Origin of the sequence: Bradyrhizobium sp. INPA03-11B, from assembly GCF_040446015.1 — a bacterium.
Taxonomy (GTDB): Bacteria; Pseudomonadota; Alphaproteobacteria; order Rhizobiales; family Xanthobacteraceae; genus Bradyrhizobium; species Bradyrhizobium macuxiense_A.
In genome coordinates, this window is record NZ_JASGSR010000174.1 from 1 (window position 1) to 12,862 (window position 12,862).

General features: G+C 65.1%; 15 protein-coding genes. 7 read left to right on the plus strand and 8 right to left on the minus strand.

Translation table 11 applies throughout. The features are described from left to right. Together QMZ05_RS37840 and QMZ05_RS37845 are read left to right on the plus strand one after the other, a co-directional pair. Nucleotides 1-188, plus strand: a 188-nt coding sequence (locus QMZ05_RS37840; RefSeq protein WP_353705391.1) for a hypothetical protein, incomplete at its 5' end; no start/stop codon positions are given. A 225-nt stretch (nucleotides 189-413) separates the two neighbouring features. Next, the gene (locus QMZ05_RS37845; RefSeq protein WP_353705392.1) at nucleotides 414-770 is read left to right on the plus strand and encodes a DUF6481 family protein; all 357 of its coding nucleotides are present in this window, start codon (nucleotides 414-416) and stop codon (nucleotides 768-770) included. Between the two features lie 60 nt (nucleotides 771-830). On the opposite strand, the gene QMZ05_RS37850 is transcribed toward QMZ05_RS37845, so the two are convergent. Further along, entirely contained in the window at nucleotides 831-1,064 is a 234-nt protein-coding gene (locus QMZ05_RS37850) for a pentapeptide MXKDX repeat protein (RefSeq protein WP_050626439.1), read from the minus strand. Nucleotides 1,065-1,410: 346 nt separating this feature from the next. On the opposite strand from QMZ05_RS37850, the gene dctP reads away from it, so the two are divergent. From dctP to QMZ05_RS37865, 3 genes are read left to right on the plus strand one after another with little or no spacing between them, the layout of a single operon-like run. Then, a complete protein-coding gene (gene dctP, locus QMZ05_RS37855; protein WP_353705393.1) occupies nucleotides 1,411-2,433 on the plus strand; it encodes a TRAP transporter substrate-binding protein DctP in 1,023 nt (340 codons plus the stop codon). Continuing rightward, nucleotides 2,430-2,984, plus strand: coding sequence for a TRAP transporter small permease (locus tag QMZ05_RS37860; RefSeq protein ID WP_353705394.1), 555 nt, complete (start codon nucleotides 2,430-2,432; stop codon nucleotides 2,982-2,984). Before dctP ends, QMZ05_RS37860 begins: the two co-directional genes overlap by 4 nt. Then, a complete protein-coding gene (locus QMZ05_RS37865) occupies nucleotides 2,981-4,339 on the plus strand; it encodes a TRAP transporter large permease (RefSeq protein WP_076859350.1) in 1,359 nt (452 codons plus the stop codon). Before QMZ05_RS37860 ends, QMZ05_RS37865 begins: the two co-directional genes overlap by 4 nt. 28 nt (nucleotides 4,340-4,367) lie before the next feature. On the opposite strand, the gene QMZ05_RS37870 is transcribed toward QMZ05_RS37865, so the two are convergent. After that, complete coding sequence (locus QMZ05_RS37870; RefSeq protein WP_167528986.1) at nucleotides 4,368-4,505, minus strand: hypothetical protein; 138 nt, start codon at nucleotides 4,503-4,505, stop codon at nucleotides 4,368-4,370. On the opposite strand from QMZ05_RS37870, the gene QMZ05_RS37875 reads away from it, so the two are divergent. Beyond that, on the plus strand, nucleotides 4,504-4,794 hold the full coding sequence (locus QMZ05_RS37875) for a hypothetical protein (RefSeq protein ID WP_353705395.1): 291 nt from the start codon (nucleotides 4,504-4,506) through the stop codon (nucleotides 4,792-4,794). The genes QMZ05_RS37870 and QMZ05_RS37875 overlap by 2 nt on opposite strands. On the opposite strand, the gene QMZ05_RS37880 is transcribed toward QMZ05_RS37875, so the two are convergent. Beyond that, complete coding sequence (locus tag QMZ05_RS37880) at nucleotides 4,791-5,639, minus strand: SMP-30/gluconolactonase/LRE family protein (RefSeq protein WP_353705396.1); 849 nt, start codon at nucleotides 5,637-5,639, stop codon at nucleotides 4,791-4,793. The genes QMZ05_RS37875 and QMZ05_RS37880 overlap by 4 nt on opposite strands. Before the next feature lie 277 nt (nucleotides 5,640-5,916). On the opposite strand from QMZ05_RS37880, the gene QMZ05_RS37885 reads away from it, so the two are divergent. Continuing rightward, entirely contained in the window at nucleotides 5,917-8,124 is a 2,208-nt protein-coding gene (locus QMZ05_RS37885) for a lytic transglycosylase domain-containing protein (RefSeq protein ID WP_353705397.1), read from the plus strand. Between the two features lie 34 nt (nucleotides 8,125-8,158). On the opposite strand, the gene QMZ05_RS37890 is transcribed toward QMZ05_RS37885, so the two are convergent. The 5 genes from QMZ05_RS37890 to QMZ05_RS37910 form a co-directional block, all read right to left on the minus strand. Beyond that, on the minus strand, nucleotides 8,159-8,557 hold the full coding sequence (locus tag QMZ05_RS37890) for a hypothetical protein (RefSeq protein ID WP_353705398.1): 399 nt from the start codon (nucleotides 8,555-8,557) through the stop codon (nucleotides 8,159-8,161). A gap of 35 nt (nucleotides 8,558-8,592) precedes the next feature. Further along, entirely contained in the window at nucleotides 8,593-9,564 is a 972-nt protein-coding gene (locus tag QMZ05_RS37895) for a tripartite tricarboxylate transporter substrate binding protein BugD (protein WP_353705399.1), read from the minus strand. A 120-nt stretch (nucleotides 9,565-9,684) separates the two neighbouring features. Next, complete coding sequence (locus tag QMZ05_RS37900; protein WP_353705400.1) at nucleotides 9,685-10,926, minus strand: threonine synthase; 1,242 nt, start codon at nucleotides 10,924-10,926, stop codon at nucleotides 9,685-9,687. 163 nt (nucleotides 10,927-11,089) lie between these two features. Then, complete coding sequence (lpdA, locus tag QMZ05_RS37905; protein WP_353705401.1) at nucleotides 11,090-12,511, minus strand: dihydrolipoyl dehydrogenase; 1,422 nt, start codon at nucleotides 12,509-12,511, stop codon at nucleotides 11,090-11,092. Between the two features lie 17 nt (nucleotides 12,512-12,528). Further along, on the minus strand, nucleotides 12,529-12,771 hold the full coding sequence (locus QMZ05_RS37910; RefSeq protein ID WP_353705402.1) for a hypothetical protein: 243 nt from the start codon (nucleotides 12,769-12,771) through the stop codon (nucleotides 12,529-12,531). Nucleotides 12,772-12,862: the final 91 nt, after the last annotated feature.

Below are 12,862 nucleotides of genomic sequence, written 5' to 3' on the forward strand. Positions count from 1 at the left end.
GTTATAGGCAGCTGCTTTCGGAGGCTGTCGACGAAACCAGCAGGCTGCGACTGATCAGCCTGCTGATCAGCGAAAAGGCCCGCGACAGGCTGGAAGTCCAGCGCGCCTCGGACCGCAGCGCGATGACCGCCGAGACGGTCGCCAAGGTACTGGGCAACGGCCGGCGCGAGCAGATTCAGCGCGGCTAGACCTTTCCGCAGATCCAGACTTGTCGGCAGATTCGGTGACCAACCACTCACCACGCCGGCGGCCAGGCGGGCTTAACCTCCGCCATCGGCCATTTGCTGTCCGCTCATATCTCCCTTGCTCCACAGCCCTCCGTTCGCCACTGGCAATTTCTGCGCCGTTCACTTATTGAAGCGCCGAACCCAACCCCATCCATCACCCGAACAGAAAGCAGCAAGGCTTCCTCTATGAGTGGCTTCAAGGAACCGGGTTTTGCCGACCGCCAAAAGGCGGCCCTGCAGGCGCGGCAAAACCTCCTCAACAAGTTTCGCGCCCAGCCGGGAGCTGACGATCCCGCCGTGAAGGCACGCGCCGACGAGCGCGCGGCAATCGCCGAACGCCGCACCAAGGCCAAGGAAGCCCGTGAGGCCGAGAAGGCCGAGCAGAAGCGAATTGCGGAAGAAGCTGCAGCAGCCGAGGCTGCCCGCATCGCGCACGAGAAGGAAGAGGCGGCCGCCCGCGAGGAGGCGCTGCTCGCCGAGCAGAAGGCCAAGCGCGACGCGCGCTATGCGGCGCGCAAGGAGCGCGGCAAGAAGAAGCGCTAACGCGCAACCAGGCAGGCCCGCCACGATTGCGGGCCTGCGAAGGATGAGCGACGGCGGCGGTCAGTTCTTCTTCATGCCGTCGTCTTTCTTCATCATCGCGCCGCCGTCCTTCTTCATGCCGTCGTCCTTCTTCATCATGCCACCGTCCTTCTTCATGGCATCCTTGGACATCGTGTCTTCCTTCTTCATCGCGTCGTCCTTGCCCATCTTGTCCTGAGCGAAGGCAGCGGGCGCGAGCGCGAGGCTGAACGAGAGCAGCGCGGCGGAGAGGCCGAGGCGGGTCTTGGTGGTCATGATGATGATCCCTTGTATGATCCGATGTGAGCGCGACGACTTGCCGCTCTCTGCTCGACGCACTTGCGCCGCCCGTTGTTACCTCCAATAACAAATTCTTGAAGCATCCCGGCGCGTCGGTCCGGCGGTTGGTCGCGCGAGGGTTGTGCGGCGACGCTGCATCGGCACGCGGTGTGCGCCGCAGCAACGGGCAAGGCTTCGATGCCAGGACTTGCGGCCGCGTATCGGCTCGCACTATCAGGGCGCCTCGAACTATCAGATTAGAGAATATTCACGCGAAGACCGGCTAAGCTAAAGCTCCGCGCCGGCCTAACAGCCACTCAAGAAGCTCTTCAGGGGAAGAACCATGCTCACACGCCGCCACGTCCTCGCTTCCGCCCTCGCCGCACCCGCGATCGTGCGGTTTGGCATCGGGACCGCACATGCCGCGACCACGCTGAAGATTTCGCACCAATTCCCCGGCGGCACCATCGACAAGGGTGACTTCCGCGACAGGCTGTGCCGGATGTTCGCGGCTGAGGTCGCCAAGCGCTCGGGCGGCGATCTCACCGCCGAGATCTATCCGAACTCCTCGCTGATCAAGACCAACGCGCAGTTCTCGGCGATGCGCAAGGGCGCGCTCGATCTCAGCCTCTATCCGATGCCCTATGCCGGCGGCGAATTGCCGGAGACCAATATCGGCCTGATGCCGGGCCTCGTCACCACCTACGACCAGGGCCTGCGCTGGAAGAAGGAGCCGGTCGGCAAGGCATTGACCGACTTCCTCGCCGACAAGGGCATTCTCTTGATCTCCTGGGTCTGGCAGGCCGGCGGCGTCGCCAGCCGCTCCAAGGCGATCGTGGCGCCCGAGGACGCCAAGGGCCTCAAGGTGCGCGGCGGCTCGCGCGAGATGGACATGGTGCTGCAGACCGCCGGCGCCGCCGTGCTGTCGGTGCCATCAAACGAGATCTATGCCGCGATGCAGACCGGTGCCTGCGACGCCGGCATCACCTCCTCGACCAGCCTGATCTCGTTCCGCCTCGAGGAGGTCGCGAAGTCGCTGACCTCGGGCGCCGGCGCATCCTACTGGTTCATGCTGGAGCCGCTGATGATGTCGAAGGCGATCTTCGACAAGCTGCCGAAGAACCAGCAGGACGTCATCCTCGCCGTCGGCGCCGAGCTCGAGGCGTTCGGCCGCAAGGGCGCGCAGGACGACGATGCCGAGGTCGCCAAGGTCTATGAGAAGGCCGGCGCCAAGGTCAGCGCGCTCGATGCCGCCACCGTCGGCAAGTGGCGCGACATCGCGCGCGACACCGCGTGGAAGGACTACGGCGCCAAGACGGCGACCGCCGCCAACCTGCTCAAGCTCGCAAGCGACGTCGCCGCATGATGCATGGTCCGGTCGCGGATCAGGCCGAAACCTCGAGCGTGGCCACGGGCAATACGCCTGTGGCTCTGCTCGGGCGCGCGCTGTCCGTCTGCAACAACATCATCGTGGTGTTCGCAGCCCTCGCCTTGATCGCGGCCTGCGTGATACTGAGCTACAGCGTGCTCGGCCGCGCCCTGTTCCATAGCCCGAACTACTGGCAGGACGAGGCCGCCGTGTTCCTTCTGGTCGGCGCCACCTTCATGACCTCGGCCTATGTGCAGAGCCAGCGCGGCCATGTCAGCATCGAGGCGTTCGTCGGCCTGCTCTCGGCGCGTGCCAACGGCATCAGGCTGTGGCTGGTCGATGTCGCGAGCTTCGCGTTCTGCACCTTCTTCGCCTGGAAGTCCTGGACCCTGGCGCACGAGGCCTATGTCGACGGCCAGGTCTCCAACTCGATGTGGTCGCCGCCGCTCGCCATCCCCTATGGGCTGATGGCGCTCGGCATGACGCTGCTCTGCGTGCAGCTCCTTCTGCAGATCCTCATTCCGCTGACTGGTGGCGCGCGTCGATGACCGTGTTTGGTATTGGCATCTCCTACGGGCTTGCCACCCTGTTTGCGATGTTCTCCGGCATGCCGATCGCATTCGCGCTCGGCGCCGTCGCGGTCGTGTTCATGGCGATCTACATGCCGGCGGCCTCGCTCGATACGGTGACGCAGAACGTCTACGAGGAGATGGCCTCGATCACGCTGCTGTCGATCCCGCTGTTCATCCTGAAGGGCGCGGCGATCGGCAAATCGCGCGCCGGCCAAGACCTCTACTCGGCGCTGCACGCCTGGCTGCACCGCGTGCCCGGCGGCCTCGGCGTCGCCAACGTGTTCGCCTGCGCCCTGTTCGCGGCGATGGCCGGCTCTTCGCCTGCGACCTGCTCGGCGATCGGTTCGGCCGGCATTCCGGAGATGCGCAAGCGCGGTTATTCCGGCGGCTTTGCCGCGGGCATCATCGCCGCCGGCGGTACCCTCGGCATCCTGCTGCCGCCCTCGATCACGATGATCCTGTTCGCCGTCGCAGCCGAGAAATCGCTCGGACGGCTGTTCCTCGCCGGCATCGGCCCCGGACTGCTGCTGGTGTCGTTGTTCGGCTTCTACGCCGTGTTCCGCTTCCGAAAGGAATACGCGATGGCCAAGGCCGCCTATGACGCGACCGGCAAGGACGCCGCGATCCTGCAGCGCGACGAGTTCACCATGGCCGAGCGCTTCAGCGCGCTGCCGCGCGTGATCCCGTTCGTGCTGCTGTTGACCGGCGTGATGATCGCGCTCTATGGCGGCTACGCCACGCCATCGGAGACCGCTGGTCTCGGCGGCCTGCTGGCGCTCGGGCTGATCGCCGTGATCTACAGCGTGTGGAAACCGAGCGACCTGTCGCCGATCCTGAAATCGACCATCCGCGAATCCACCATGCTGATGCTGATCATCGGCATGTCGCTGCTCTATTCCTACGTGATGAGCTACCTGCACATCTCGCAGTCGGCGGCGGAGGCGATCGTCGCGATGCACTTGCCGCGCTGGGAGCTCTTGTTCGCGATCCTCGTGATGGTGATCGTGCTCGGCTTCTTCCTGCCGCCGGTCTCGATCATCCTGATGACCGCGCCGATCATCCTGCCGCCGCTCCGCGCGGCCGAGTTCGACATCATCTGGTTCGGCGTCGTCATGACCATCGTGATGGAGATGGGGCTGATCCATCCGCCGGTCGGCCTCAACATCTTCGTCATCCGCAACGTCGCGCCCGACATCCCCTTGAGCGAGGTGATCTGGGGCACGCTGCCATTCGTGCTGCTGATGATGTTCGCGGTGCTGATGCTCTGCTTCTTCCCGGAGATATCGACCGCGCTGCCCAACCTGGTGATGGGTCCGGACGGCGGACGTTAGAGGCGTTTTCGAGCGAGGCGGAGAGCGGTCAGGCCGCCTCCTGCTCCCTCGCGGCCAGCGCCTTCTCGATCCGGCGGACGATCAACGCCGTCGGGCGTCCCTCGCGCTGCAGCCGTCGGAGCTCATTCCAGAGCCTGATGATTTCGCGGTCTCGCTCGGCGTCCATGGCGGCATTCTCCGAGAATACCCAATATGAACGAAACAAGAACGAAACTCAAGACCGCAACATGCGGTCGCTGGTGCTGGAACCAGGGCGACGCAGCGCGATTGGCTCCTTCATGAAGCTGGCCAAGGCTATTCGCAAGCAGGCGCAGACCGCGGAACGGGTCGCATCCGCGACGGCCGATGCCATCGTCGCCGATGAGATGCGCTCCCTTGCGCGCGCCTTCAGGAGCCAGGCCGAGATCCTGAAGAAGAAAGAGAAGAAAAAGAAGAAACCGTCTCGCCCTCGCTAGGGATAGCCGTCCCCCGGCGCCGCGACCTCGACCACATCGATCCGCGATGCCGATTTGCCCTTCCGCAGGTCCTCGTAGGACGTCTCCGCACTCAGGCAGAACAGCGTCCTGCGGTCCGCGCCGCCGAGTGCACAGGCGAGCGCGCGGCGGCCGGGGAGTTCAATGCGCTCAAGCTCCGCGCCATTGCGGTCGATCCGGACGAAGGCGTCCTCCGTGAACGAGGCGACCCAGACCGCCCCGTCGCGATCGAGGCAGATGCCGTCGGGATCGTTGACGCGACCGAACCGCCCGCGGAGGCTCAACCCGCCGTCCGCGCTGATGTCGTAATCGGCAAGACCTGCGCCATCCATTTCCGCGACGACGAGCCGGCGGTGATCCGAGGAGACGGCGATGCCGTTGGGAAACCGCAAGCCGTCGGCGACGACGCGGGTGCTGCCGTCGGGCATCACCAGGATGATCCGGCCGACGGCGCCGCGTCCATCCGGCGGCGGCAGATTGAAGCCGAGATCGCCGACATAGGCACGCCCCTGCCCGTCGATGATCATGTCGTCGATCGTGCCGATCGCGACGTCGGAGAGGTCGGCATACAGTGACAGCGCCCCATCGGAGAACCGCAGCAGCCGCTTTCTGAACATCGTCAGCACGACGATGTCGCCATCAGGCAGCACGCCGAGACCGCAGGGCGTGTCGTCGGTCACCGCCGCGTGCTCCTGCAATTCGCCTGACGGGCTGATGCTGAGCAGCGTCCGCGCCATGCAGTCAACGAACCACAGCCGCCCGCGATGCCAGCGCGGGCCCTCGAAATAGCGGCCGCCGTCGAGGATGGTTTTGAGGCGAGCTGTCATGGCGTCCGGTCGGGGAAAACTGATCCGAGGTCGTCTCAACCAGGATACATGACAGCGGGAACCGGTCAAAGCGTGGTCCCGTATGTTGTTTTTTGCCCGCAAAACCCCGGTTCCCAGCGAGTTCCACATGCCTTATTCCAGATTTCGCCGCGTTTTCCCTGTTGAGTTGCGGCAGCATTAACACTCGAGAATCGAGGGTAGTGATAATCTGCGGCGGTTGTGCCGCCGTATGACGCGTTCTGTTTGTGCCTCGTGGTTTCTCAGGGGGGACCAGGGAATGAACCGGTGCCTACGTCCGCTGGCGTGTTTCGCCACAGCCGCCGCGCTCGCGCTGCTTCCAGTCCAGGCGACCGCCAAGCCGCATCACCAGCATCAGGCCAAGAGCGGCCACGGGGACAAGAAGGCGCATGGCGGCAAGGCCGCACGCGAGAGCGCCTCAGGAAAGCGCCGGCATGCCAGGCATAGCACCGACAAACGTAAATCCGCGAAGACCAAATCCGCGCCTTCCAAATCTGTCGAGAAGGCACCCGAGCCGGAGAAACCCGCCGGGCCGCAATTGTCCGGCGATCTCGCCAACGTCAGGGATGCAATCCTCGCCGCGCGCAGAGGCAAGACCAACGACGCGACCGATATCCAAGCCAAGATCACCGACCCGGTCGGGCGCAAGCTCGTCGAGTGGTACTTGCTGCGTCACTCGGAATCGAATGCCCCGTTCAGCCGCTATGCGGCCTTCGTCAACGCCAACCCGGACTGGCCGAGCGTCACGCTGCTCCGCAAACGGGCCGAAGCGCGGATGTGGCAGGAGCGCAGCGATCCGGCCACGGTGCACGGCTTCACCCTCGACCAGCCGATCAGCGCCAAGGGCAAGTTCGCGCTCGCCCGTACGTTGCTCACTGAGGGCGACCGCGACGGCGCCACGCGGCTGGTGCGCGAGGCCTGGCGCTCGGAAGAATTGCTGGAGCGGACCGAGAGCGACGCCTACGACGCGTTCAAGGATCTGCTGACGCACGACGACCATCGCGCGCGCATGGACAAGCGGATCGGCGCCAAGGATCTCGCGGGCGCCAGGCGTGCGGCGCAGCACCTCGGCAGCGATGAGCTCGCGATCGTGAAGGCTTGCGGCGCGGTCCGTGGGCAATCCAGCAAGGCAGAGGACACGCTCAACGACGTGCCGGCCGATGCCCGCAGCGACCTCGGCTACACGCTGTGCCGCATCCAGTGGCTGCTCGCGAAGAACAGGATCGATGATGCGGCGCGCGTGACGATTGCAGCGGCGCCCGAGACGATGGCGCAGCAGGACACCGACCAATGGTGGCGCGAGCGCCGCATCCTCTCCCGCAAGCTGCTCGACCAGGGCGAGTACCAGGCGGCCTATGACGTGATCCGGGGAGCGGCGGCGCCGGACAATCCCTACTACCGCTCCGACATGCACTTCATGCGCGGCTGGATCGCGCTGCGCTATCTCGATGATGCCAAGACCGCGGCGGCGCATTTCGCTCACATCGACGAAGGCCAGACCAACCCGACCGTGCTGGCGCGCGCCGCCTATTGGCGCGGCCGCGCTGCCGAGGCGCTCGGCAACTCCGCGGCGATGCGCGCCGACTATCAGGCTGCCGCGCGCTATCCGACCGCCTATTATGGTCAGCTGGCGTTGGCCAAGCTCGGCCGCGACGGTGGCGTCGAGCTCCGCGCACCCTCGCCGGCCGCCAGCGCCGGCAGCATGGCGGCCGACGAACGCGTTCGTGCCGCCGACATGCTCTATGCGATCGGCGAGCCCGACATCGTGCTCTATTTCGTAGCCGACCTCGCCGAGGAAAGCACTGACGTCGGCATGCTCGAGGCGCTCGGCGAACTCACCGGCCGCCGCAACGATGCCCGCGCCATGCTGCAGATCGGCAAGATCGCGCTCGCGCGAGGCTTTGCCTTCGACCACTACGCCTTCCCGGTCATCGGCATCCCCAAGCACACCCCGATCGCGCCCGATATCGGACGCAGCATGACCTACTCGATCGCGCGTACCGAAAGCGCGTTCGATCAGCGCGACAAGTCGGCGGCCAACGCCGTCGGCCTGATGCAGGTGACGCCCGAAGCCGGCCGCGACACCGCCAAACGTTTCGGCGTCAGCTACGATTGGGACAGGATGGTTTCCGACCCGGTCTACAACACCCAGATGGGCGCGGCCGAATTGAGTGCGCTGCTGGCGGAATATCGCGGCTGCCACATCATGACGTTTGCGGGCTACAACGCCGGCCGCGGCCGCGTCCGCGACTGGATCAAGGCTTATGGCGACCCGCGCGATCCCAAGGTCGATCCGGTCGACTGGGTAGAGCGGATCCCGATCTCGGAGACGCGCAACTACGTGCAGCGGGTGATGGAGAATTTTGCGGTCTATCAGGCGCGGTTCGAGGACGCCGGCACGGCGGTCGCGGCAAAGAGCGGCGAGCGCGTCGTGACGCAGGAGACCAACGCGGCGCCGGCGCAGTGAGATTCCAGCGCGTGACGTCTGTCCCGCTGCCTAGCTAAAGCAAATCCGCCGATGCGCGAGCCTCCTTGCGTGCAAAAAGCCACGACACTCCTGCGACAAGGCAGGCGAATGCGATCCAGGTAATGATCGCGCGCGCCTCTCCCGGAGAGTCGATTCCGTAATGGTGGATGATAAGGACCGGAATCAGATACGCGGCCGCGACGGTCCAAATCCTCCAGAGCCCGGTTCGGGTCAGAACGAAATAAACCAGGCCGCCGTAAACGAATTGGCACGCCAGTGCAGCGGCCAGGACGATCAAGAACAGGCGAAGATGATCGGCCCAGTGCAAAACATGCACGCCTGCCGGGGGGGTCGCCCAAGGCACCATCCAGCCTACAAAGGCGACCGCGAAGGCAGCGCTGGATGCAAGCCAAGCAAGCGCAAGATTCTTCATGAGCAATCCTCCTGCTCCGGAAGGTCGACCGCCCCTCACTCCACCTTCACATTGGCGGCCTTGATCATCGGCCACCACTTTGCGATTTCCGCCTTCTGCCAGGCGCCGAGCGCCTGCGGCTTCAGCTGGTCTTGCGGCGGCATCTGCAAGCCGAGATTTTCGAGCTGCTTCTTCACGGCGGGATCACGCAGCGCCTGGATCGCAGCCGTGTTGAGCTTGGCCACGATCTCTTGCGGCGTGCCCTTCGGCACCCAGAGGCCGGACCACAGTGTCATGTGGAAGCCGGGCAAGCCAGCCTCGTCGACCGTCGGAACTTCGGGCGCATTCGCGACCCGCTTGGAATCGGTGACGGCATAGGCGCGGATGTTGCCGGCACGAACCTGGTTGATCGAGTTCGAGGTCTGATCGACGATGATGTCGATCTGGCCGGCGACGAGGTCGTTCAGCGCCGGCCCGGTGCCACGATAAGGCACGTACTGCAGCTTGATGCCGGAGACATTCTCGAAATAGAGCCCGGCGATATGGCTGCCGCTGCCGGCGCCGGCGGTGCCTGCAGTCGGCGGCGCCGGCCGCGACTTCAACCACGCGAGCAGCTCCTTCAGCGTCTTCGCCGGCACGTCGTTCTTGCTGACGATGATCATCGGATTGCTCGGCAGCAGCACCACCGGCTCGAGATCCTCGACGAGGTCGTAGCCGAGCTTGTAGATCGCGCCGTTTGCGACGTGGGTGCCGAGATGGCCGAACGAGACCGTGTAGCCGTCCGGCGCTGCGCGCACCGCGCGGCCGACGCCGATCGAACCGCCCGCTCCGGTCACGTTCTCGATCAGGACCACCTCACCGAGCGACTGCTTCATCCGCTCGGCGAGGATGCGCGCCATGGCATCCGATGGACCGCCGGCGGCGAACGGCACGACGATGGTGATCGGGTGCGCGGGCCAGGTTTCCGCGTGTGCAGGGCCGACTAGCGTCACAAACGCGGCCAAAACAGCCCACAGGATTCGACGCATCATTCACTCCACCAAATGACACCGTCATTGCGAGGAGCGAAGCGACGAAGCAATCCATGGTTCAGCAAGCGGTGAGATGGATTGCTTCGCTGCGCTCGCAATGACGACTGCAACAACAGGTTAGAACTGCGAGAAGTCGATCGGCTTGTGCCGGTCCAGCGTGCGGGTGATCGGCGGCAGCGGATATTTCAGGCCGCTGGCGCAATTGAACAGCATCACGCGGTCACCCTTCGAGACGCGGCCGTCGGCAAGGCTCTCCTTGTAGGCAGCGTAGGTCGCAGCGCCCTCGGGGCACAGCAGGAGCCCCTCCTCACGCGCGACCTCGTTGAGCGCGGCGCTGATCTTGTCGTCATCGACCGCGATCGCAAAGCCCTTGCTCTCGCGCACCGCGCGCAGGATGAGGAAGTCGCCGATCGCCTGCGGCACGCGGATGCCCGAAGCGATCGTGTGGGCGTCCTCCCAGCGTGCCGCATGCTCGGTGCCGGCCTCGTAAGCGCGCACCATCGGCGCGCAGCCGGAGGCCTGCACCGCGACCATGCGCGGGCGCTTCGAGCCGATGAAACCGATCTTCTCGAGCTCGTCGAACGCCTTCCACATGCCGATCAGGCCGGTGCCGCCGCCGGTCGGATAGAAGATCACGTCGGGCACGTCCCAGCCGAGCTGCTCGGCAAGCTCGAGGCCCATCGTCTTCTTGCCCTCGATCCGGTACGGCTCCTTCAGGGTCGACGTATCGAACCAGCCGACCTTGGCCTTGCCCTCGCCGACGATCTTGCCGCAGTCGTCGATATAGCCGTTGACGCGATAGACGGTGGCGCCCTGCAGCTCGATCTCGCTGACATTCACCTCCGGCGTATCCGCCGGGCAGAAGATCGTGGTCTTGATGCCGCAGGAGGTCGCATAGGCCGCGAGCGCCGCGCCGGCATTGCCGTTGGTCGGCATCGCCATGTGCTTGATGCCGAGCGCCTTGCCCATCGACACCGCCATCACGAGGCCGCGCGCCTTGAACGAGCCGGTCGGCAGCCGCCCCTCGTCCTTGACGATGATCTCACCGCCGCCAAGCTTCGCGCCGAGCCGCGGCAACCGGATCAGCGGCGTCGTGACTTCGCCGAGGCTGACGATGTCCTGGCACTTGCGCACCGGCAGCAGCTCGCGGTAGCGCCACAGGTCGGCCGGACGTTCGGCCAGCGCGTCCTTGGTGAGCGCCTTCTTCACCCCGGCGAGGTCGTAGCGCACCAAGAGCGGCTTGCCGGCCTTCGACAGGTTGTGCACCTGGTCGGCTGCATAATGATCGCCCTCCATCGCGCATTCGAGATGGGTCACGAAGGTCGGGCGTTCGATGGTGAGGTTGTCGTTGTCTTTCACGAGATTCTGTCCTTCTTGTTTTTCGTGATGTCTTCTCTGCCAGACCCGTCGCCCTGAGGAGCGCGAAGCGCGTCTCGAAGGGCGACGAGCCCCGCTGCTCGATCCGGGCCGTGCATCCTTCGAGACGCTTGCTACGCAAGCTCCTCAGGATGACGGGACGGAGTCAGATATTCAGCACCCGGCCATAAGCATCCAGCACCGCTTCCTTCATCATTTCCGACAGTGTCGGATGCGGGAATACGGTGTGCATCAACTCCTCTTCCGTGGTCTCCAGGTTCATCGCCACGACGTAGCCCTGGATCAGCTCGGTCACCTCGGCGCCGATCATGTGCGCTCCGAGCAGCTGCCCGGTCTTCTTGTCGAACACCACCTTGACGAGGCCCTGGTCCTCGCCGAGCGCGATCGCCTTGCCGTTGCCGACGAACGGGAAGCGGCCGACGCGGATCTCACGGTCGCCCTCCTTGGCCTTGGCTTCGGTGAGGCCGACGGAAGCGACCTGCGGGTTGCAATAGGTGCAGCCCGGGATCATCAGCTTGTCCATCGGATGCGGATGCAGGCCCTTGATCGCCTCGATGCAGATCACGCCCTCATGCTCGGCCTTGTGCGCGAGCATCGGAGGTCCCGCGACGTCGCCGATCGCGTAGATGCCGGGGACGTTGGTCTTGCCGAGGCCGTCGATCACGATGCAGCCGCGGTCGGTTTTGACGCCGAGCTTCTCCAGCCCGAGACCCTCGATATTGCCGACCACGCCGACCGCCGAGATCACGCGCTCGAATTCCTTGGTCTGCGGTGAGCCTTTGCCGTCGTCGATGGTCGCGACCACGCTGTCGGCCTTCTTCTCGAGCTTGGTCACCTTGGTCGAGGACATGATCTTGATGCCCATCTTCTCGAACCGCTTGCGCGCCAGCCCCGCGATCTCCGCGTCTTCCACCGGAAGGATCTGCGGCAGCACCTCGACCACTGTTACGTCGGCACCCATGGTGTGGAAGAACGAGGCGAACTCGATGCCGATCGCGCCGGATCCGACCACCAGCAGCGATTTCGGCATCCGCTCCGGCACCATCGCCTCGAAATAGGTCCAGATCAGCTTCTTGTCGGGCTCGAGCCCGGGCAGCACGCGCGGCCGTGCGCCGGTCGCGACGATGATGTGCTTGGCCTGGTAGGTGCCCTCGCCGCTCGCGCCCTTCGGTGCCTCGACCGCGGACTTCTTCACCGTGATCTTGCCGGGCGCGTCGATCGTGGCGTCGCCCCAGATCACCGTGACCTTGTTCTTCTTCATCAGGAAACCGACGCCGTCGTTGAGGCGTTTCGAGACGCCGCGCGAGCGCTGCACCACCGCTTTCGGATCGAAGCTGACATTGTCCGCCGACAGCCCGTAATCCTTGGCGTGCTGCATGTAGTGGTAGATCTCGGCCGAGCGCAGCAGCGCCTTGGTCGGGATGCAGCCCCAGTTCAGGCAGATGCCGCCGAGATAGGACTTCTCGACGATCGCGGTCTTGAAGCCGAGCTGCGCGGCGCGGATCGCGGTCACGTAGCCGCCGGGCCCGGAGCCGATGATGATGACGTCAAAGGATGTGTCGGCCATGGCGGCTCCCGTTCAACTCAATTGGTGACGCCGCGCGCGCGGCTTCTTGCGATCAACGACCTGACCAGCCATTCGAGCCCGATCACCACGACCATGATGGCCAGGGCCGTCAGCACGATCGGCTGGGCGATGTTCCGCGCCAGCTGCTCGCCGGCGAAGAACGCGGAGTGCAGGAGATCCAACCCGACCGGATTGCACACCAGCGCGGCCGACAGCAGCAGCGAGATCCAGGGCCAGCGCGTGCGGGCCGAACCGGCCATTCATCGGTACTCCTGCCATACCGCACCGAGAAATATGGTCCACACCAGCGCCAGCACACCGGCGCCGCTCATCATCAACCGGAACTGGAAC

What these genes read in the sequence shown, in the direction of transcription:
- QMZ05_RS37845 (WP_353705392.1), top strand. Translation starts at nt 414, where the DNA reads ATGAGTGGCTTCAAGGAACCGGGTTTTGCCGACCGCCAAAAGGCGGCC.
- QMZ05_RS37850 (WP_050626439.1), bottom strand. Translation starts at nt 1,064, where the DNA reads ATGACCACCAAGACCCGCCTCGGCCTCTCCGCCGCGCTGCTCTCGTTC.
- dctP (WP_353705393.1), top strand. Translation starts at nt 1,411, where the DNA reads ATGCTCACACGCCGCCACGTCCTCGCTTCCGCCCTCGCCGCACCCGCG.
- QMZ05_RS37860 (WP_353705394.1), top strand. Translation starts at nt 2,430, where the DNA reads ATGATGCATGGTCCGGTCGCGGATCAGGCCGAAACCTCGAGCGTGGCC.
- QMZ05_RS37865 (WP_076859350.1), top strand. Translation starts at nt 2,981, where the DNA reads ATGACCGTGTTTGGTATTGGCATCTCCTACGGGCTTGCCACCCTGTTT.
- QMZ05_RS37875 (WP_353705395.1), top strand. Translation starts at nt 4,504, where the DNA reads ATGGCGGCATTCTCCGAGAATACCCAATATGAACGAAACAAGAACGAA.
- QMZ05_RS37870 (WP_167528986.1), bottom strand. Translation starts at nt 4,505, where the DNA reads ATGGACGCCGAGCGAGACCGCGAAATCATCAGGCTCTGGAATGAGCTC.
- QMZ05_RS37880 (WP_353705396.1), bottom strand. Translation starts at nt 5,639, where the DNA reads ATGACAGCTCGCCTCAAAACCATCCTCGACGGCGGCCGCTATTTCGAG.
- QMZ05_RS37885 (WP_353705397.1), top strand. Translation starts at nt 5,917, where the DNA reads ATGAACCGGTGCCTACGTCCGCTGGCGTGTTTCGCCACAGCCGCCGCG.
- QMZ05_RS37890 (WP_353705398.1), bottom strand. Translation starts at nt 8,557, where the DNA reads ATGAAGAATCTTGCGCTTGCTTGGCTTGCATCCAGCGCTGCCTTCGCG.
- QMZ05_RS37895 (WP_353705399.1), bottom strand. Translation starts at nt 9,564, where the DNA reads ATGCGTCGAATCCTGTGGGCTGTTTTGGCCGCGTTTGTGACGCTAGTC.
- lpdA (WP_353705401.1), bottom strand. Translation starts at nt 12,511, where the DNA reads ATGGCCGACACATCCTTTGACGTCATCATCATCGGCTCCGGGCCCGGC.
- QMZ05_RS37910 (WP_353705402.1), bottom strand. Translation starts at nt 12,771, where the DNA reads ATGGCCGGTTCGGCCCGCACGCGCTGGCCCTGGATCTCGCTGCTGCTG.